Consider the following 20,261-nt stretch of genomic DNA (forward strand, 5'->3'; position numbering starts at 1 on the left):
GCGGACCGACGTCCGCTGGCCATGCGGATTCCGGCGATCTTGGGGAGACTGGCGGGATGAGATGGGCCCGTCGAACCGTACCCGCCGTCGCCGCCGCCGTCGCGGCCCTCGCCGCCCGCGACCTGCTGCAACGCGACCACTCCCTGCTGCGCAACTTCCCGGTCGTCGGCCGGGCCCGGTACCTGCTGGAGGCCATCGGGCCGGAGCTGCGGCAGTACATCGTGGCCGGGAACAACGAGGAGCGGCCGTTCACCCGGGACCAGCGGCGCTGGGTGTACGCGTCGGCGAAGCAGGAGAACAACTACTTCGGCTTCGGCACCGACAACGACATCGAGTACACCGCCGGGTACCCGATCATCAAGCACCGCACGTTCGGCCGGGCGGTGCCGCCGTCGTCGCCGACCGCCGGGCACGACGTGCGGCTGCCGTGCGCGAAGGTGCTCGGCGCGGCCCGGGGACGGGCGCGGGCGTTCCGCCCGGAGTCGGTGGTGAACATCTCCGGGATGAGCTTCGGCTCGCTGTCGGGCAACGCCATCTCGGCGCTCAACCGGGGGGCGGCGCTGGCCGGGTGCCTGCAGAACACCGGCGAGGGCGGGCTGTCGCCGTACCACCGGCGCGGCGGGGAGCTGGTGTTCCAGCTCGGCACCGCGTACTTCGGCTGCCGGGACGAGCGCGGCCGGTTCGACCTCGCCCGGCTGAAGGACCTGGTCGCGGGCGCGCCGGTGCGGGCGCTGGAGGTGAAGCTCAGCCAGGGCGCGAAGCCCAGCCTCGGCGGGCTGCTGCCGGGGGCGAAGGTGTCGGCGGAGATCGCCGCGACCCGGGGCATCCCGCAGGGCCACGACTGCGTCAGCCCGTCCCGGCACGCCGAGTTCTCCGACTGCGACAGCCTGCTGGACTGGGTGGAGCTGCTGGCCGCCGAGACCGGCCTGCCGGTGGGGATCAAGTCCGCCGTCGGCGACCTCGGCTTCTGGGAGGAGCTGACCACCCTGATGCGGGACACCGGCCGGGGGGTCGACTTCGTGACGATCGACGGCGGGGAGGGCGGCACCGGGGCCGCCCCGCTCATCTTCACCGACTCGGTGTCGCTGCCGTTCCAGCAGGGCTTCTCCCGGGTGTACAAGGTCTTCGCCGAGCAGGGGCTGCACGAGCAGGTGGTCTTCGTCGGCAGCGGCAAGCTGGGCCTGCCGGACAACGCGGTGGTGGCGTTCGCGCTCGGCTGCGACATGGTCAACGTGGGCCGGGAGGCGATGCTCGCGATCGGCTGCATCCAGGCACAGAAGTGCCACACCGACACCTGCCCGACCGGGGTCGCGACGCAGAACCCGTGGCTGGCCCGGGGGCTGGACCCGGCACTGAAGTCGGTGCGGGCCGCGAACTACCTGCGCACGCTGCGGCGGGACCTGGTCAAGGTCGCCGAGGCGTGCGGCGTCGAGCACCCGGGGCTGATCGACGCCGACGCCGTGGAGATCCTGGACGGGCGCACCTCCTCCACGCCGCTGCGTGACGTCTACGGCTACCGCCCCGACTGGGGCCTGCCGTCGGCCGCCGACCGGGCCGAGATCGTCCGCCTGATGACCCCCGAGGCGCCGCAGGGCGGCACCGCCGAGCCCTCCCCCACCGCCGTCGGCTGACGCGCTCGCCGGGCCGCCGGGCCGGTCAGGCCGGCGGCGCGGCGGCGCGCAGCAACCGGAGCTGGCCGATCTCGGCGACGTTCTTCATCAGCTCGGCGTTGACCCAGCCGAGCTGATGGGCCACGGTGTGCCCCGAGTCGGCCGGCCACGGAAAGGCCACGGCGGCGTCGAGGTCGGCGTCGGTGAGCCCGTCGAGGTACGCGACCCACCGCCCGCGCAGGTCGCGCAGCCACCCGACGGTCGCCTCGCCGGCGCCGGGCCAGCCGACGTCGGCGCGCTCCCGGGCCGGCCGCCCCTCGGCGTGGTCCGACGCCACCGACCACCACCAGCCGATGTGCCAGGTCAGCCAGGCGATCGTCGGCACGGGCACCGGGTCGGGCTCGGTGTCCGCCCAGTCCGGCACCCATCCGCCGCCGGGGCCGGGGCGCACGGTCCAGCAGTGTGCGGCGGGCTCCCACCGGAAGTCGGCCGGCTCCAACCGTTCCAGGTGGTACTCGAACAACGCCCACGTCAGGTCGAACTGCCAGCGGACGAGGTCACGACGGGACACCGACATGGGGGCATCCTGGCACCGGCCGCCCGACCGGCGCACCCCAATAACGGCGGGCGGCCCCCGCCCGGGGCGCGGCGACGTCAGCCGAGTGCGGCGACCCGGGGCCGTAGCTCGTCGATCAGCTCCGGCGGCGCGGCGAGCACCCGGCTGCCGCTGATCTCCACGGCCGCGCCGGCCTCGGTGGCGATCACCAGCCCGGCCGCCCAGTCCCACCGGAAGGTGTGGTCCTCGACGTACACGTCGCAGCGCCCGGCGGCCACCCAGGACAGGGCCAGCGCGGTGGAGCCGAGCATCCGCACACCGCGCACGTCGCCGGCCAGGTCGGCGACCACGGCGGACTGGACGCCGCGGTGGGCGACGTCGTAGGCGTACCCGGAGGCCAGGGTGACCTGGTCGAGAGGCCGGACGGGGCGGACCAGGCGGGTGTCGCCCAGGTACGCGCCCCGGCCCCGCGCGGCGTGGAACGTCTCGTCGTGGATCGGGTCGTGGACGACCCCCACGACGGGCCGCCAGCCGTCCTCCGTCTGTTCCTCGCAGGCCACGCTGACGCACCAGAACGGAATGCCGCTGACGTAGTTCACCGTGCCGTCGAGCGGGTCCAGCACCCAGCGCAGGCCCGAGCGGCCGACGTGGTCGCTGCCCTCCTCGGCGAGGATGCCGTCGTCGGGCCGGCGGGCGCGCAGCAGCTCCACGACGCGCGCCTCGCTGGCCCGGTCCGCTTCGCTCACCGGGTCGGTGGGGGCCGACTTGTAGTCGACCCGGCCGTGGTCGCCGAAGCGCCGCAGCAGTTCCCGGCCGCCGAGGCGCGCCGCCTCTTCGGCGACCAGCCGGCAGTCGTCCAGCTCGACGTCACTGACCATCGCACTCTCCTCGCCGGTTGCCGCAGACGGTGGAGATCGTCGCACCCGCCCGGGGCGGGCACCCGTCGGGCGGCTTCGGCGACCACCTGACGGGAGCCGTCCAGTGGTCTGACCACTTGCCCGAGACCGGCGATCCCCCTTTCGGCGAACCAGGACGGACGGCCGGTGGTTGACCCGTCCGCGCGGGTCGGGTCAACCACCGGAAACCGTCCCGGCCTGCGGGAATGTTGCCGCTTCCGATAACAGTCAGGTCACGGGGCATTCCCTGCGCCGCCACGCCTCGACTAACTTGCCCCGAAGGCAGGAGGTCAGACCTCTTTCCTCATGCCTCCTACCGACGAGGTGAGTGACACGTGCAGGAACCCGCCCCCCGCTATTCCGGATACCGGTCCTTCGACTACCTGACCCCGGGAGCCGACTACAAGGTCTTCGACCTGGCGCCCCAGCTCGGCCGGGTGCCCGAGCACGACCTCGGGCTCGACGACGACCAGCGCGCCCGGGTCACCCGGCTGCTCCACGAGCACATGGCCATCTCGCTGCACGAGCACCCGAAGATCCTGCCGGCCGACGTGTCGCAGTTGCGGGACTACAACCGCACCGGCCGCAACTCCTTCGGCTTCGAGGGCCTGGCCCGCTCCGGGATGACCGCGGTCTTCGACAACTTCATGAACGGCACCGGCTGCGTGACCAGCGAGCACGCCTGGAAGTGGGACGACGTCGTCTACGACATCGGCCTGCGCTTCGCCGACGTCGCCAAGCAGGACCACGTGGTCGTGGCGACCACGCTGGAGCAGATCTTCGAGGCCAAGCGCACCGGCCGGATCGCCCTGGTCGCGGGCCTGGAGGCGGCCACGATGATCGAGAACGAGCTGGACCGCATCGACATCCTCTACGGCTTCGGCGTCCGGCAGATGGGCATCGCCTACAGCCAGGCGAACATGCTCGGCTCCGGGCTCTCCGAGGACCGCGACGGCGGGCTGACCCACTTCGGGCGACGCGCCGTGGACCGGATGAACAAGCTCGGCATCGCCATCGACGTCTCCCACTCCGGCGACCAGACCTCGCTCGACGTCATCGAGGCCAGCCGCGTACCCGTGTTCATCACGCACGCCGGCGCGCGCGCCGTCTGGGACACCCCCCGGATGAAGCCGGACGAGGTCATCCGGGCCTGCGCCGAGCGGGGCGGCGTCATCGGCATCGAGGCCGCGCCCCACACCACCCTCTCGGCGGACCACCCGCACCACTCGATCGAGTCGGTGATGGACCACTTCACCTACTGCGTCGACCTGGTCGGCATCGACCACGTGGCGTTCGGCCCGGACACCAACTTCGGTGACCACGTCGGCCTGCACGACAGCTTCACCCAGCACCTGGCGATCGGCAAGGCCCACGGCGTGGTGGACCACCCCCGAGTCCCGTACGTGAGCGGCATGGAGAACCCGGCGGAGTGCTTCAGCAACATCGTCGGCTGGCTGGTCACGCACGGCTACTCGGACGACGAGATCGCCAAGGTCATCGGCGGCAACATCATCCGCGTTCTTCAGGAGGTTTGGTGAACAAGACAGTCAAGGGCCGGTGGCGGCTCGCCGTCGCGCTCGGCGTGGCCGCCACCCTGGGCGTCTCCGGCTGCGGTCTCAACGAGGACAACGGCTCGTCCGGCGGCAGCTCGGCGGGCGCGTCGGTGTTGCGCATCGGCACCACCACCGACGTGAGCAACTTCAACCCGCTGCAGTCGCTGAGCAAGACCGACTCGTGGGTCCTCAACGCGATGTACCCGCACCTGCTGCGCATCGACGAGAACAACAAGAAGGCGCCGGAGCTGGCGAAGGAGTACCGGTACGAGGACGACGGCAGGACCGCCGTGTTCGTGCTGCGCGACGACTTCAAGTGGAGCGACGGCAAGCCGGTGGTCGCCGAGGACGTCAAGTTCAGCGCCGAAATGATCATGAAGTACAAGCTCGGCAACGTCGCGGCCAAGCTGACCTGGGTCGACTCCATCGAGGCGCCGGACGCCACGACGGTGAAGTTCAAGCTGTCGCAGCCGTACGCGCCGTTCGCCGAGGGCGTCGGCTTCTGGATGTCCATCGTCCCCAAGCACGTGTTCGAGTCCGCCGGGGACCTGTCGAAGTTCCCCAACGACTCCAACTGGGTCGGCGCCGGGCCGTTCGTGCTGGACAGCATGACCAAGGGCCAGCGCTACGTCATGAAGCGCAACGAGCACTACCCCCTCGCCCCCGGCGGCAAGGCGGCGGTGAGCCAGGTCGAGTACCGGGTCTACCCGGACGTCAACACGATGATGCTGGCGCTGCGCAACGGTGACATCGACATGATGGGCACCCCGGTCCCGGTGTCGGCGGCGAAGACCTTCGAGAACGACTCGAAGATCAAGCTGGAGAAGGTCGGCGCGCTGGGCTTCGCGCACCTGACCTACAACATGAACAACAAGCACCTGGCCAAGCAGGAGGTGCGGCAGGCGCTGTCCATGTCGGTCGACACCAAGGCGATCATCTCCTCGGTGCTGCAGGGCGACGGCCAGCAGATGGCCGGGCCGATCTCGCCGATCTTCGCCGACTACGACAACACCGAGATCCAGCCGTACGCCTACGACCCGGAGGGCGCGAAGGCCAAGCTGGACGCGGCGGGCTACAAGGACGCCGACAACGACGGCTTCTTCGACGGCCTCACCATCGGCGTGGCCTGCGACCAGTCCAACGCCAACATCACCCGCGTGGTGCAGCTCTTCCGCGAGAGCGCGGCCAAGGCCGGCATCAAGCTGGAAAACGAGTGCGTCGAGCGCAACACCTTCCTCACCCGCACGAAGAACGGTGAGTACGACATCGACGCCACCCAGTGGGGCGTGTTCGACAACCCGATGGACCAGCTGCGCAGCACGTACCTGAGCAGCAACCCGGGTGGCATCAACTACAACCTGCTCAAGTCCGACGAGATGGACAAGCTGATCGACGACGCGGCCGGCACCACCGACCCCGAGGCGTTCAAGGCCAAGATCAGGAACATCGACAAGGTCGTGCACGAGCAGGCGTACCTGACGCCGCTGTACGTGGAGAACTTCCGGTTCGCCTACAACGCCAGCAGGTTCACCGGCTTCGTCGCGTCGCCGTCCGACCTGCTCGGCATGGTCACCGCGTACTCGCTGGCCCAGGTCACCCCGGTCAAGTAACCCAACCAGCAAGGGAAAGGAGGGGTCCCCCGTGGTGCGTTTCGTGCTCAGCCGGGCACTGAAGGCCGTCCTGACCGTGTGGATCGCGATCACTTCGACCTTCTTCCTGCTCCGGCTCCTGCCGGGGGACCCCACGACCCTGATGGTCGAAGGGGACATGACGCCGGAGATGCAGGCGGCGCTGCTCAAGACGTACGGCCTGGACCGTCCGCTGTGGGAGCAGTACGTGTCGTACCTGCGGGAGCTGCTCCAGGGCAACCTGGGCATCTCCTTCCGGCAGATCCAGCCCGTCACCGACATCATCCTCGACCGGCTGCCCTGGACGCTGCTGCTCGCCGGCACGGCGTTCGTCCTCACCGTCGCCGTCGGCATCCCGATCGGGGTGACCGCCGCCGTCCACCGGGGCAAGCTGATGGACCGGCTGCTCCAGGGCTTCGGCATCAGCGCCAACGCGCTGTTCGTGCCGAGCGTCGCCATCCTGCTGCTGGTCTTCTTCGGCGCCCAGCTCGGCTGGTTCCCGATCGGCGGGGCGATCGACCCGGACAGCCGGGGCGCGGCGGCCTACCTGAGCCTCGCCCACCACCTGGTGCTGCCGGTGCTCTCGCTGGTGCTGGTGCAGCTCGGGCCGTACGCGCTGACCCTGCGCACCAACATGATCGAGGTGCTCGGCGAGGACTACATCCGGGCCGCCCAGGCCCGGGGCCTGTCGGCCCGCCGCCGGGTCTGGAAGCACGGCCTGCGCAACGCGATCCTGCCGGCGCTGACCCTGATGGGCCTGCAACTGGGCACCCTCGTCGGCGGCGCGGTGCTCACCGAGACCGTCTTCGCCTACCCCGGCGTCGGCCGGCTGATCTACGAGGCGGTCGGCCAGCAGGACTACCCGGTGATCCAGGGGGCGTTCATCATGCTCGCCGTCACCGTGGTGGTCGCCAACGCGCTGACCGACATGCTCTACGCGGTCCTCAACCCCCGGATCCGCCTGTGAGCACGAGGAGTGAACGAGCGCAGCGAGTGAGCCCCGCAGTCGCGAACCAGGCCAGCACCGCGAGCGCGAGGAGTGAACGAGCGCAGCGAGTGAGCCCCGCAGTCGCGAACCAGGCCAGCACCGCGAGCGCGAGGAGTGAACGAGCGCAGCGAGTGAGCCCCGCAGTCGCGAACCAGGCCAGCACCGCGAGCGCGAGGAGTGAACGAGCGCAGCGAGTGAGCCCCGCAGTCGCGAACCAGGCCAGCACCGCGAGCGCGAGGAGTGAGCGAGCGCAGCGAGTGAGCCCCGCAGTCGCGAACCAAGCCAGCACCGCGAGCGCGAGGGCAGTGGATTCCACCATCGACGAAGGGAGGGTGCCGTGAGCGCCCCCGTGCTGACCGAGCAGTCGGTGCCGCCGGTCGTCCCGACTCCCACCAGGCGATCCTGGCACGCCTTCCTGCGGCAGCCCTCCGCGGCGCTGTCCGTGCTGGTGCTGGTCGTGATGGTGCTGATGGCGGTCTTCGCGCCGCTGATCGCCGACGAGCCCACCGGTGCCGGCTCGGACGTGCTGCACGCCCCGTCGGGGGCGCACTGGTTCGGCACCGACGACCTCGGGCAGGACATCTTCGCCCAGGTGGTCTGGGGCACCCGGACCAGCCTGGTGATCGGCCTGGCCGCCTCGCTGATCGCGATCGTGCTGGGCACCGCGATCGGGCTGGCCTCGGCCTACTTCCGCCCGATCGACGCGGTCGCCACCGTGATCACCGACGTGATGCTGGCGCTGCCCACCCTGCCGTTGATGATCATGCTGGCGGCGGTGGTCAGCCCCAGCGTCGTCACCCTGACCCTCATCATCGGCTTCTTCGCCTGGCCCGAGGTGGCCCGCCTCATCCGGTCGCAGGGGCTGGTGATCAGCGCGATGCCGTACATCGACGGGGCCCGGGTGCTCGGCGCGAGCGGCTGGCGGATCGTCACCCGGGAGATCCTGCCCGCCGTCGTCTCGCTGGTGATCGTCAGCGTGCTGCTCACCGCCTCCCGGGCGGTGATCTCCGAGGCCGGGCTGAGCTTCCTCGGCCTCGGCGACCCGGACGCCTGGTCGTGGGGGCGCATCCTGCTCAACGCCCAGCGCAGCGGCACCATCGCCATCGCGTGGTGGCAGACGCTCTTCCCGTCGCTGGCGATCCTGCTGCTGGTGCTCTCGGCGACCCTCGCCGGCATGCGGTTCAACGACACCCGCGACCCACGCCGCAACGGAGGCTGACCCATGCGACTGCCCGACAGCTTCTACACCGGCGTCCGCGCCCGGCTGACCGAGGCGCTCGACGAGCGCGGCCTGGACGGCTTCCTCGCCACCTCCCCGGCCGACGTGGCCTTCCTCAGCGGCTTCTTCTACATCGCCACGGAACGCCCGGTCTACCTGTGGATGCCCCGCGAGGGCGACCCGCTGCTGGTCATCCCCCGCCTCGACGAGGAGTACGCCGCCCAGCAGGGCGTGACGACGCCGACCGTCAGCTACGCCGAGTACCCGGGCGTGGTCGGCGCCGAGGAGACCCTCGCCGCCGCGCTGTCACGCACCGGCGGGCCGGCCCGCCGGATCGGGGTCGGCGCGGGGGTGTCGGTCGCCGCGTTCCGGGCCCTGTCGGCGGCGATCTCCGGGGCCACCCTGGAGACCACCGACGCGGTGGCCGCGCTGCGGCTGCGCAAGTTCCCCGAGGAGATCCCGTTCCACGAGGCCGCCGCGCGGATCTGCGACGAGATGCTCGCCGCCGGCCGGGCCCTGATCGAGGAGGCCCTGGCCGGCGGGGGGCCGCTGCCCCGCGAGGACGAGATCGCCCGGCACGTCGTCGGGTACGGCACCGACCGCATGTACGCCGAGTACGACCTGGTCGTCTACACCACGAAGCTGGCCGGCGGGCTGGTGTACGCGGGCCCGAACTCGGCCCTGCCGCACGGCCTGCCGACCCGGCGGCGCGTCCAGCCGGGCGACACGCTGATCCTCTCCCTCGGCGCGGCCGTGGCCAGCCGGTTCGTGGAGAGCGAACGCACCTTCGTCATCGGCGAGCCCACCGCCGAGCAGGCGCGCTACCACGAGGCCGACCGGCGGGCGCAGGAGGTGGGCACCCAGGCGATGGTCGCCGGGCGCACCTGCGCCGAGGTCAACAGGATCTGCCTGGACGTGCTGCGGGAGCACGGGCTGGGCGAGCACATCCGGCACCGGCAGGGGCACGGCATCGGGTTGCAGAACCACGAGCCGCCGTGGGTCGACGACGGCGACCACACCGTGCTCGCCCCGGGAATGCTCCTCTCCAGCGAACCGGGCGTCTACGTCCCCGGCCACGCCGGCTACCGCATCTCCGACACGGTCCTGGTGCAGGAGTCCGGCCCACGCCGGCTCACCAGCTACCCACGGGACCTGGAATCCAACGTCATCGAGGGGGTCCGATGAGAATCAACGGCGCGGAACTGGTCGTCGAGGCGTTCGGGCCGACCGACGCACCGGCGATGATCGTGCACCACGGCGCGCCCGGCCTGGGCTCGCGCAACGAGCCGAAGCGCTCCTTCTGCCCGTTCGCCGACCGGATGCGGGTCATCGTCTTCGACGCGCGCGGCTCCGGCGAGTCCAGCGACGACGAGCCGTTCACCCACGAGCAGTGGGTGGCCGACGTGGACGCCATCCGGGAGCACTTCGGCTACGAGAAGATCGTCATGGCCGGCGGCTCGTACGGCGGGTTCATCGCGATGGAGTACGCCATCGCCCACCCGGACCGGGTCTCCGCGCTGGTCCTGCGGGACACCGCCGCGGACACCGCCCACGACCACCTCGCGGTGGAGCGGGCCCGCAGCACCGACCGCGTGGCGATCCCCGAGTGGGTCATCGAGCGGATCGGCACCGGGCGGTTCGAGAGCGACGAGCAGTTGCGGGAGTACTGGCGGGCCATCCTGCCGCTCTACGACCACCAGCACGACCCGGCCAAGGACGAGGCGAAGCTGGCCGCCACCCGGTTCCACTACCGGACGCACAACGCGGCCTTCGGGCAGAACATGCCCCGCTACGACCTCAAGCCGAAGCTGCCCTCGATCACCTGCCCGACCCTGGTCACCGTGGGCCGGCACGACTGGCGTACCCCGGTGGCGGCCTCGCAGACCATCGCGGACCTGGTGCCGAACGGCGAGCTGATGGTCTTCGAGAACTCCGGCCACTCGCCGCAGTTGGAGGAGCCCGAGCTGTTCCAGCGGGTGGTGCGGGACTTCCTCGGCAGGGCCGGGGTGCTGCGATGACCCTGTTGGAGGTCGCCGACCTGCGGGTCGCGTTCCCCGGCCCGACCGGCGACGTCAACGCGGTCAACGGGGTGAGCCTGCACGTCGAGGCCGGGCGGACCCTGGCGATCCTCGGCGAGTCCGGCTCCGGCAAGAGCGTCACCGCGCAGGCGGTGATGGGGATCCTCGACGCGCCGCCGGCCCGCATCGGCGGCTCGGTGCGGCTGCACGGCCGCGAGCTGCTGACCCTGCCGCGCAAGCAGCGCGACCGGGTCAGCGGCGAGGAGATCGGCATGGTCTTCCAGGACGCGATGGCCGCGCTCAACCCGGTCTTCACCGTCGGGCACCAGATCGTGGAGGTGCTGCGGGTGCGCCGGGGCATGTCCAGGGTCGACGCCCGCCGCCGGGCCGTCGAGCTGGTCGAGCGGGTCCGCATCCCGGCCGCCAGGGACCGCCTGCGCGACTACCCGCACCAGTTCTCCGGCGGGATGCGGCAGCGCATCATGATCGCGCTGGCCATCGCCCTGGAACCGGACCTGCTGATCGCCGACGAGCCCACCACCGCCCTCGACGTCACCGTGCAGGCGCAGGTCATGGAACTGCTCGCCGAGATCCAGCGGGACAGCGGAATGGGCCTGATCCTCATCACCCACGACCTCGGGGTGGTCGCCGAGGTCGCCGACGACGTGGCGGTGATGTACGCCGGACGGATCGTCGAGCGCGGCACGGTCGAGCAGATCTTCGCCGGGCCGGCGCACCCGTACACCGAGGGGCTGCTCGCCTCGATGCCCCGGGTGGACCGGCGCGACGAGCAGCTCTACGCCATCCCGGGCGCCCCGCCCAACCCGGCCCGGCTGCCCGCCGGCTGCCCGTTCCACCCGCGCTGCCCCCGGGTCACCGACGAGTGCCGGGTGACCCTGCCGCCGCTCGCGGCGCTGCCCGCCGACCGGGCCAGCGCCTGCCACCACCACGAGGAGGTGCTCCGTGCCACCCGCCGATGACGTGGTGCTGCGGGTCGAGAACCTGGTCAAGCACTTCCCGGTCAAGGGCCGGATCCCGTTCACCTCGGGCGGCGTGGTCCAGGCCGTCGACGGGGTCTCCTTCGAGTTGCGGCGCGGCGAGACCCTCGGCGTGGTGGGCGAGTCCGGCTGCGGCAAGAGCACCCTCGCCCGGATGCTCGTCGGGCTGGAGCAGCCCACCTCCGGCGCGGTGCGCTTCGGCGAGTCGGTGGTGCACGAGGCCAGGGGCCGGGAGCTGCGCGCCCTGCGCCGGCGCATCCAGATCGTGCTCCAAGACCCGTACACCTCGCTGAACCCCCGGCGCACGATCCGGGAGATCCTGCTGCAACCCTTCGAGATCCACCCCGACGTGCTGGACCGGCGGCGGCGGGTGGAGCGGATCAGGGAGCTGCTGGACCTCGTCGGCCTCGACCCCGACCTGCACCTGGACCGCTACCCGCACCAGTTCTCCGGCGGGCAGCGCCAGCGCATCGGCATCGCCCGGGCGCTGGCCCTGCAACCCGACGTGATCGTCTGCGACGAACCGGTCTCCGCGCTGGACGTGTCGGTGCAGGCCCAGGTGGTCAACCTGCTGGAGCGGCTCCAGGACGAGCTGGGCGTGGCGTACGTCTTCATCGCCCACGACCTGTCCGTGGTGCGGCACATCTCCGACCGGGTGGCCGTGATGTACCTCGGCAAGCTCGTGGAGACCGGCCCGGAGCGGGGGCTGTACGAGGCGCCCCGGCACCCGTACACCAGTGCCCTGCTCTCGGCCGTGCCGGTGCCCGACCCGGCCGGGCGGTCGGGCCGGCAGCGGATCCTGCTGGCCGGCGACCCGCCCAGCCCCGTCGATCCGCCGTCGGGCTGCCGGTTCCGCACCCGCTGCTGGCAGGCGACCGAGACCTGCGCGACCACCGAACCGCCGCTGGCCGCCGGCCCGCACCCGGTGGCCTGCCACTACCCGCTGGCCGCGTAGCGGTCGGCGACAGTCCCAGAAGGAGAAGCTGTCTTGCTGCAAGAACCCGCCCCCAGGTACCAGGGCCACAAGTCGTACTCGTACCTGGAGCCGCACGCCGACTACCGGCTCTTCCCGCTGGCGCAGGAGGTCGGCCGGGTGCCCGAACACGACCTGGGGCTGTCCGACGGGCAACGGGAGCGGGTGAGCCGGCTGCTCGCCGAGCACATCGCGATCTCGCTGCACGAGCATCCGGTGGTGCTGCCCGAGGACGTGTCCCGGCTGCGCGAGTACAACCGGACCGCCCGCCAGCGCACCGGCTACGAGGGGCTGGCCCGCTCGGGGCTGACCGCGGTGTTCGACAACTTCATGGCCGGCGCCTCCTGCGTGACCAGCGAGAACGGCTGGAAGTGGAACGACCTGATCTACGCCCTCGGGATGCGGATGAGTGACCTGTACAAGCAGGACCACGTCTTCCTCGCCACCTCCGTCGCCGACATCCACGCCGCCAAGCGGGACGGCCGGCTCGCGCTCGTGGCGGGCCTGGAGTGCGCCAGCCCGATCGAGAACGAGCTGGACCGCATCGACATCCTCTACGGCTTCGGCGTCCGCCAGCTCGGCATCGCCTACAGCCAGGCCAACATGCTCGGCGGCGGCCTGTCGGAGCGGCACGACGGCGGGCTGACCCACTTCGGGCGGCGCGCGGTGGACCGGATGAACAAGCTCGGCATCGCCATCGACATTTCGCACTCCGGCGACCAGACCTGCCTGGACGTCGTCGAGGCCAGCCGGGTGCCCGTGTTCATCACCCACGCCGGGGCCCGCGCGGTGTGGGACACCTCCCGGATGAAGCCGGACGAGGTGATCCGGGCCTGCGCCGAGCGGGGCGGTGTCATCGGCATCGAGGCGGCCCCGCACACCACCCTGTCGGCCGAGCACCCGCACCACAGCATCGAGTCGGTGATGGACCACTTCACCTACTGCGTCGACCTCGTCGGCATCGACCACGTCACCTTCGGCCCGGACACGATGTTCGGCGACCACGTCGGGGTGCACAACACCTACGCCGGCAACTACGCGCACGACGCCGGCAACCGGCCGGAGCACCCCCGGGTGGAGTACGTCTCCGGGGTGGAGAACCCGGGTGAGGCGTTCGGCAACATCGTCGGCTGGCTGGTCGCCCACGACTACTCCGACGACGAGATCGCCAAGGTCGTCGGCGGCAACACCCTGCGGGTGCTCGAACAGGTCTGGTGAGGCCCGTGCGGCCGATCGGGCCGCACGGCACCCACGAACTACACTCCGTACGCCGCGACCGGCGGCGACGGAGCGATGAAATGAGGGCGGATGGCTCGGCGCGAGACCGCGCTTCAGACCGCGCACGGTCGACTACGGCAGCTCATCGGCAGCGAGTTCCGCTCCGGCGACAAGCTGCCCAACGAGCGTGAGCTGGCCGACCGGCTGGAGGTCAGCCGGGCCACCGTGCGTGAGGTGCTGGGCCAGCTCGCCGCCGAGGGGGTGGTGACCCGCACCTGGGGCATCGGCACCTTCGTGCACGACGGCGTCGGGCGGGTGCCGGTGTCCATCGGCGATGTCACGGCGCTGCGGGACCGGATCACCGCCTCGGGCCACCGCCCGACCCTCCAGGACGCGGCGGTCAGCCGGGCCCCGTGCCCGGCTGACTGCGCGCGGGTGCTCGGCGTGGAGGCGGGCTCGCAGGTGTGGCGGGTCGACCGCCTCTTCGCCGTCGACGAGGTCCCGGCCGCCTGGATCCGCGACCACCTGCCGCTGCGCGTCGAGGACCGGGACCTCGACCCCTCCGGCCTGGTCAGCATCGACCTGGACATGTTCGAGTTCCTGGCCAGCGCGACCGGTATGCCGGTGCGGCGGGCCGAGGTCGAGCTCGTCGCCGTGCTCGCCGACGAGGAGGCCACCGCCCGGCTCGGCGTCGCCGTCGGGCACCCGCTGGTCACCGCGACCCAGATCGGGTACGGCGACGGCGGGGCGGCCCTGTTCCACGGCCACTTCACGGTCCGCACGGACGTGTTGACGCTGCGGATCAGCCGGGGGGTCGACCGCCAGCCGGCGCGGTGAGCGGCCGTAGCGCCTCAACACGACGACGCTGACGGGGACGACCAGGATCATCAGCGCGCCGCAGCCGACGAGGACGGCGGGGGCACCGGCCCGGTCGAGGAGGAAGCCTCCGAGCGCGGCTCCCAGAGGGGAGGCCGTCAGGAGCACGGCGCTGCGCGCGGCCAGGACCGTGGTGAGCGAGTCGGCGGGTGCGCGCTCCTGGATCAGCGTGAGGGAGAGCGCGGAGTAGGGGCCGTAGACCAGCCCGGCGAAGGCGAAGCCGATCAGGGAGGGGAAGGCCGTCTCCGTGAGGGCGAAGGGGAGCAGGCCGAGGCCGTGGCCCGCGATGATGCCCAGCATGGCCGGCCACAGGGGAAGCCGCCTGGCCGCGCCCAGCGCGGAAGCGCCGATGACTGCGCCGACACCGAAGGCCGCCCAGTAGGCACCGAGCAGCCCCGCGCCGGCACCGAGGTCGGAGACGAACATGGGCAGGGCGACCTCGACCGGGCCGAAGGCAAGGTTGAACACCCAGGTCACGAGGAGCAGGCCGAGGAGTTCCGGCTGACGGCGCAGGATGCCGAGCCCGCGCTGCGCCCCGCCGGTCGCCGGGGTTGCCGGTGCCTGCGGCAGGGCGGTGCGCCCGGTCCGGACGGCCAGGACGGCGAACGTGGCGGCGTCCAGGCCGATGATCCATGCCGGGGACACCACTCCCACGAGAAGGCCCGCGAGAGCGGGACCGACGATGATGGCGCTCCACAGGCTGGTGCTGAGCATGCTGTTGGCCGCGAGGCGCTGGTCGTCGGAGAGCAGCGGGGCGAAGATCGCGTGCTTTCCGGCCTTGCCCCAGGCGTGCAGCAGCGATGAGGCGGCCAGGAGCCCGACGTACACGGCCGGGGTGAGCCACCCGGCCAGGTGCGCGAGCGGGACCGCGCCCAACAGCACGGCCCGTAGGGCGGAGTCGGTGACCAGGAGCCGTTGTGCGGGGAACCGGCGCAGCCACCTGCCCAGGACCAGCGCGCCCAACGCTCCCGGCAGGACGTAGGAGGCGACGGCGATGCCGGCCAGCGTGCCCTGGCCGCCGTCGGGCCCCAGGGTGAAGGCGAGCCACGCCACCGCGACGACGGTCATGCCGTCGCCCAGGTCGGACAACGCGAAGACCGGCATCAGCCGCCGGAAGGTGCGGTCGGCGAAGAGGGCGCGGTAGGGGCCGGGCGTCCGGCGGGCCGGTGCTGCTGAAGACATGCAGGTCAGGGTCGCTCTTGAAGCAGGCTTGAGGTCAAGGCCGGACCGAGGATCAGGGGGCCGGGGTGGCACCGGTCCCCCGATCCGGCCGGGTGTCGGGATTTCGCGATGGCGAGTTGCCGTTCGCCGATGGCGTAGAGCCAGGCGGTAGCGTGAGTCAATGCAAGATCTTGGGTCTGTGGCGTGGCCGCCTGAGCCGATCAGGACGGAGCGGCTCGTGCTCCGCGAGTCCGAGGCGCGGGACCGTACGGCTTTCGTCGAGCTGCTGGCCTCGCCAGACGTGCACACCTACCTCGGCGGTCCTGGCCCGCGCGACGTGCTCGAGCGTGATCTGCCGGAGGTGCCCGAGCGGTGGGCCGGGAGTTTCGTCGTTGATCTGCACGGGGCGATGATCGGCCAGGTTCTGCTCAGGAGGGCATCCCGGCACCGCCCGTCCGCCGTCGGAAAGGTCGACCTCGGCTACCTGTTCCTGCCGCGAGCGTGGGGATTCGGGTATGCCGCCGAGTCCTGCACAGCGGCACTCGGTTGGTTCGCCGACGTCCTTCCCAGCGAGCCGGTGGTGCTGGCAACCCAGACCGCTAACGTCAGCTCGATGCGCCTGGCGGCGAAGTTGGGGTTCACCGAGGTCGAACGGTTCCATGCCTGGGGTGCTGAGCAGTGGCTCGGCATGCGGTCCTCGGTCACGCCATCCAGTTGACTTGCGGCGAAACCGCCAGAGGAAAACCTGCACGTCCACATGCGTCGGCTGGCAAACAGAGACGCAATGCCGCCGACATGGCGTGTTTCGGGCCGGATAAAGGCGCGATGTCGCCGGCATGGAGTCGATCTAGGCTGCTCGGCCGCGCTGCCCTTGGTCGACAGCCGGGCGAAGGCCTGCGCCTGGTGCAGCCAGGGATGAAGCCGACCGGCGCCCAGTCCAGGCCCGCCCGCCGGTCACCCTCCGCCAGGCGGAACGGGGTGCGGATGCGCAGGTACGGCCCGCGGAAGATGCCCTGCTCGGGGTGGGAAAGAAAGCCCTCGATGCCTCGGTGTACGCCGTCCTCGGTCAGGCCGAAGGTGGTGGTCAGGTACCGGGTGAGGATCCGGCGCAGGGTCTCGGCGGCGATGGTCGGCCTCATGAGCGGATTACCCGGGACATGCTGTGCCAGCGTCCACGATGGCTCGCCGGTCGTCCGTCCTGACTGGATAGCATGTCGGATTGGCGACTACTCTCGGCTTGGATCATCGTTTAAGCTGCGGCGATCCGAGATTAGAGGACGGGCGAATCCGTTGTGACGGGCACGAACAGCGCGGGCGAACACATCTGCCGCAACTGCGGCGTGATCTGCATCCAGGACGTCGATGGATGGATTCATCCGGAGCCATGGCGGACTCTGAAGGCGCGACGAATCTGCGAGCACCCCGATCCATTGCGCATGGCCACCGCTCAGGAAGCCAAGCGCGGCGCGATATCGGTGATCAGACGCGACCGGTGGATGAGGGAGGAGCAGCTCCAACAACTCGTCGTCGCAGAAGGCAGCCATATCGAGGCGGCGATCGTCGGCTGCTACCAGCTCCACGCGACTGCCTACGAACATCCTCGGGGCTGGGGCTATCTCGCGAGCGACGGGCACTACGGCTTCGGAGCGACCACCACGCGACGTAAGTTCGACGGGCCGGGTGAGCTTGCCGCCGAGGTACGTGCGCTTTTCTGGGCGATCCGCAAGTTGGTGCCGGCATACCAGGTCACCCTCCTGACGGACTATCCGGAGATCGCCGCCTTGGTGGATGCCTGGCGCGTGGGCGAGGTAACGGCTGCACCGTCCGGCTACGACCGGTCGAACCGTCCCTCAGGTCGGGAAGCCAAGTTGATGTACGCCGCGCGTCGGGTACACCAGCACGCCGATCTCTTGACCGTCCGGGTGGTCGATGACTACGCGAACACCAGTCTGGGCAGAGGCGCCGACCAACTCGCCGTCCTGGGGTGGCGCTGGTCCGCCGGCGAATTGACGAAGGACGCCGCCGGAGTAGGCGGTCTTGCCGTCGCCAGCAAGACCTTGGGCGTCCATCCGATCCTCGTGCCGCGTATGGAGGCACCGCACGAGGCGGAAAGCGCCCCCGACGACGAACCCAGGCTCGAAGACGAATCTGACACCGGAGACGAGCACCTTCCCGCTACGAACGAAAGCAACGACATGCCGAACAGCCCGTCCCGGGTCCGCCGGGAGCTTCTGATCAACGGCCGACGGGTCCGTCTCTCCGATCTGATCGCCGCCGGGCTCCTCCAGCCCGGAGCCGAGCTCGCCTACCAGCAGCGCATCGGTGAAACGCCCCACCGGGCGACCGTCACGGAGCGTGGACGGCTGAGGCTCTCTGACGGTCGCGAGTTCGACACCCCATCACGCGCCGCAGCCACGGTTGCCGATGTCCGTGCCGTCCCCGGCTGGGCTGTCTGGCAGGTCCAGCCGGACGGCCACACGCTGCACCAACTACGGGTCAGGCTCCTCAAGGACGTCGCCGAGGAGGTGGGAGAAGACCAGGGCGAGCCGCAGGAAGAGGCGGCGGCAGCACGGCAGCGCTTTGCGGCGCTCGAGGACGCCCGAGCTGAGGCCGAGGCGGGCAGGCCTAGGGAGCTCACGGTACGTGAGTTCATCAAGCAGTGGGGGCTGGACGATCGCGACCGGACGGCGAACCTCCAGATCGACGCGGACCTGGCCAACCACGGGCTCACGACCGTGCCGGACTTCCGTGCTGTCAGCCTCGACAAGTCGATCCGGATGGTGGTCCTTCCGCAGGACGGCGGCGGCAGCACGAGCGAAACGCCGGCGGGTAGTGACGCCGGTGAGCCGACGCCGGCCGACGTCAGCGAGGAGAGCGTCGACATCGGCCTCACCCTGGGAAACCTGCTTCCAGACGACATGTCTCTGGTCTGGGTCTCCCCCACCGCATCCTTCGAGCAGGCGATCACGGCTCTGGAGGTCGATGATTTCTCACAGATCGCGGTTCTGGCTACGCCATACACGGTGGACGGCGCCGTGACGTGGGAGTCGATTGCGAAGGCGAAGCATCGGAATCCAGCAGCGACCTTCAGTGATGCCATCGACCGCAGCGCTCGCGACCGGGTCTTCGACTACGGCACCCGCCTGCTCGACGTGTTGAAGACACTGCAGCAGCACGGGTTCATCTTCGTTCGGGACGAGAAGAAGAAGATCAGCGGTATCATCACCGCAGCCGACGTCGTTCGGAAATACGACGAGACGGCGACTCCTTTCTTCCTCATCGGCGAGATCGACCAGGAGTTGCGTCTCCTCATCCAGAACACCTTCGATGAGGAGACGGTGCGGCAGGCCTGCACCTCGGCACGGCTCTCCTTCAAAGCCTTCGACTCCATGTCCATCAGCCAGTATCAGGCCGTGCTCAACAATGAGAACTGCTGGAAGCAGCTCAGCTGGCCCCTCGACCGCCAGACCTTCATCGCCCGCCTCGACAAGCTCCGTAAGGTGCGCAACAACGTCATGCACTTCAATCCAGACCCGGTCCGTCCCAAGGATGTCCAGAAGTTGCGAAACTTCCTCCGCTTGATTCGTCAGTACAGCGGGCGATGATCCACACCTTCCGGTTGAACGGCCAGCCTTACCGGCTCGACGCCGACACGGTTCGAGCCGGGCTGGCCGCCCAGGTCCGTGAGGACGTCCGGGAGCACTGGGTTGAGGTCGACGGCATCCGGTGGCCGGTGAAGCAGGCGTTCGGGGCTGCCCTGCGCCTGCCACGGGACAGGTTCACGTCGCACATCGCCCTCCGCCACCTACGCGCGGTCGGCTTCACGACCAGCAACCTGCCCACCGGAGGCGCACAGGCCGTGGCGAGCAAACCCGACCTCGCTTCGGACCATGGGCCGAACCCGGCCGAGGCCTTTACCAGGTTGATCGACTTCACTGGGTCGACCGATCTGACCGGAAGGATCGCCGATCTCGAGGCACGGATGGCCGGCGCAAGCCAACCGTTGGCCGCCGAGCTTGCCGACGAATCCGGGTTGACTATGGACCTCCTCCTCGCCGCGCTGCTCGTGCGCAAGCACGCCGGCCGACTCAGCGACGTCATCCACGCCGCCGTGATCACGCAGGTCGTTCCGTTGATCCTCGAGGAGGGCGAGCGGGTGCTGCGCCGACCGTCGCTGGCGGCCGGCAACGACCCGAGCAGGCCATACGACCTGGAGACTGACCGCAGGATCGCCGAGTTCAAGATGTCAGTCTGGAAGGGCGCCGACGCGATGCGCCAGCGCGGCACGTTCGCCGACCTCGTGCATTTGGCCCTGGACGAGTCCGAACGACAGGCCCAGCTCTACGTCGCCGGGCCGCCGGCAATCCGCTTTCTGCGCAGTTCGACGGGAACAGCGGCGTGGGCGTTGAACCGCTCGTCGCCTGTGCTGCGACGCAGGTTCGAGGAGCGGTTCGGCTCACCGGAGGTGCAGATCCGGGATTTCGTTGCCGGACCGGCCGCGCACGTCGAAATGGTCGATCTGACCGATCTGCTGCCGGCCATCGCGCTGGCCATCGCCTGATGCTCG

The 20,261-nt window shown here is 70.5% G+C and carries 17 protein-coding genes and 1 pseudogene; 14 read left to right on the forward strand and 4 right to left on the reverse strand.

The window, feature by feature from the left end; translation table 11 throughout:
* Positions 1-56 precede the first annotated feature (56 nt).
* Positions 57-1,631 (forward strand): FMN-binding glutamate synthase family protein, encoded by a 1,575-nt coding sequence (locus LPU43_RS18330; RefSeq protein WP_229401667.1) that lies wholly within the window; start codon positions 57-59, stop codon positions 1,629-1,631.
* Positions 1,632-1,656: 25 nt separating this feature from the next.
* Here LPU43_RS18330 and LPU43_RS18335 read toward each other — a convergent pair whose 3' ends face one another.
* On the reverse strand, positions 1,657-2,187 hold the full coding sequence (locus tag LPU43_RS18335; RefSeq protein WP_229401668.1) for a DinB family protein: 531 nt from the start codon (positions 2,185-2,187) through the stop codon (positions 1,657-1,659).
* A gap of 77 nt (positions 2,188-2,264) precedes the next feature.
* Positions 2,265-3,044 (reverse strand): inositol monophosphatase family protein, encoded by a 780-nt coding sequence (locus tag LPU43_RS18340; RefSeq protein ID WP_229401669.1) that lies wholly within the window; start codon positions 3,042-3,044, stop codon positions 2,265-2,267.
* A gap of 353 nt (positions 3,045-3,397) precedes the next feature.
* Between LPU43_RS18340 and LPU43_RS18345 the strand changes: the two genes are divergently transcribed.
* The 10 genes from LPU43_RS18345 (at position 3,398) to LPU43_RS28960 (ending at position 14,494) form a co-directional block, all read left to right on the forward strand.
* Positions 3,398-4,600, forward strand: a complete 1,203-nt coding sequence (locus LPU43_RS18345) for a dipeptidase (protein WP_229401670.1) — start codon at positions 3,398-3,400, stop codon at positions 4,598-4,600.
* On the forward strand, positions 4,597-6,225 hold the full coding sequence (locus tag LPU43_RS18350) for an ABC transporter substrate-binding protein (RefSeq protein ID WP_229401671.1): 1,629 nt from the start codon (positions 4,597-4,599) through the stop codon (positions 6,223-6,225). The genes LPU43_RS18345 and LPU43_RS18350 overlap by 4 nt, the downstream gene beginning before the upstream one ends.
* 31 nt (positions 6,226-6,256) lie before the next feature.
* Positions 6,257-7,210, forward strand: coding sequence for an ABC transporter permease (locus LPU43_RS18355; RefSeq protein WP_229401672.1), 954 nt, complete (start codon positions 6,257-6,259; stop codon positions 7,208-7,210).
* Positions 7,211-7,568: 358 nt separating this feature from the next.
* The gene (locus LPU43_RS18360; RefSeq protein WP_229401673.1) at positions 7,569-8,450 is read left to right on the forward strand and encodes an ABC transporter permease; all 882 of its coding nucleotides are present in this window, start codon (positions 7,569-7,571) and stop codon (positions 8,448-8,450) included.
* Positions 8,451-8,453: 3 nt separating this feature from the next.
* On the forward strand, positions 8,454-9,635 hold the full coding sequence (locus LPU43_RS18365; protein ID WP_229401674.1) for a M24 family metallopeptidase: 1,182 nt from the start codon (positions 8,454-8,456) through the stop codon (positions 9,633-9,635).
* Entirely contained in the window at positions 9,632-10,468 is an 837-nt protein-coding gene (locus tag LPU43_RS18370; protein ID WP_229401675.1) for an alpha/beta fold hydrolase, read from the forward strand. Before LPU43_RS18365 ends, LPU43_RS18370 begins: the two co-directional genes overlap by 4 nt.
* Positions 10,465-11,448 carry an ABC transporter ATP-binding protein gene (locus LPU43_RS18375; RefSeq protein WP_229401676.1) on the forward strand — a complete coding sequence of 328 codons (984 nt, stop codon included), beginning with the start codon at positions 10,465-10,467 and terminating at the stop codon, positions 11,446-11,448. The genes LPU43_RS18370 and LPU43_RS18375 overlap by 4 nt, the downstream gene beginning before the upstream one ends.
* Positions 11,432-12,421 carry an ABC transporter ATP-binding protein gene (locus LPU43_RS18380; protein ID WP_229401677.1) on the forward strand — a complete coding sequence of 330 codons (990 nt, stop codon included), beginning with the start codon at positions 11,432-11,434 and terminating at the stop codon, positions 12,419-12,421. Before LPU43_RS18375 ends, LPU43_RS18380 begins: the two co-directional genes overlap by 17 nt.
* 33 nt (positions 12,422-12,454) lie before the next feature.
* Entirely contained in the window at positions 12,455-13,657 is a 1,203-nt protein-coding gene (locus tag LPU43_RS18385; RefSeq protein ID WP_229401678.1) for a dipeptidase, read from the forward strand.
* Positions 13,658-13,747: 90 nt separating this feature from the next.
* Complete coding sequence (locus LPU43_RS28960; RefSeq protein ID WP_373321747.1) at positions 13,748-14,494, forward strand: GntR family transcriptional regulator; 747 nt, start codon at positions 13,748-13,750, stop codon at positions 14,492-14,494.
* A gap of 159 nt (positions 14,495-14,653) precedes the next feature.
* On the opposite strand, the pseudogene LPU43_RS28965 reads toward LPU43_RS28960, so the two are convergent.
* Positions 14,654-15,715 (reverse strand): annotated as a pseudogene (locus tag LPU43_RS28965) (MFS transporter); the annotation flags it as partial.
* Between the two features lie 217 nt (positions 15,716-15,932).
* Between LPU43_RS28965 and LPU43_RS18395 the strand changes: the two are divergent.
* Positions 15,933-16,412, forward strand: a complete 480-nt coding sequence (locus LPU43_RS18395; RefSeq protein WP_229401680.1) for a GNAT family N-acetyltransferase — start codon at positions 15,933-15,935, stop codon at positions 16,410-16,412.
* Here the strand turns inward: LPU43_RS18395 and LPU43_RS18400 are convergent.
* A complete protein-coding gene (locus tag LPU43_RS18400; protein WP_229401681.1) occupies positions 16,396-16,833 on the reverse strand; it encodes a hypothetical protein in 438 nt (145 codons plus the stop codon). The genes LPU43_RS18395 and LPU43_RS18400 overlap by 17 nt on opposite strands.
* 153 nt (positions 16,834-16,986) lie before the next feature.
* On the opposite strand from LPU43_RS18400, the gene LPU43_RS18405 reads away from it, so the two are divergent.
* Entirely contained in the window at positions 16,987-19,299 is a 2,313-nt protein-coding gene (locus tag LPU43_RS18405; protein ID WP_229401682.1) for a restriction system modified-DNA reader domain-containing protein, read from the forward strand.
* Entirely contained in the window at positions 19,296-20,255 is a 960-nt protein-coding gene (locus LPU43_RS18410) for a hypothetical protein (protein ID WP_229401683.1), read from the forward strand. The genes LPU43_RS18405 and LPU43_RS18410 overlap by 4 nt, the downstream gene beginning before the upstream one ends.
* The last annotated feature ends 6 nt before the right edge of the window (positions 20,256-20,261 follow it).

The sequence above is a fragment of the Micromonospora okii genome (genome assembly GCF_020884795.1).
GTDB lineage: Bacteria > Actinomycetota > Actinomycetes > Mycobacteriales > Micromonosporaceae > Micromonospora > Micromonospora okii.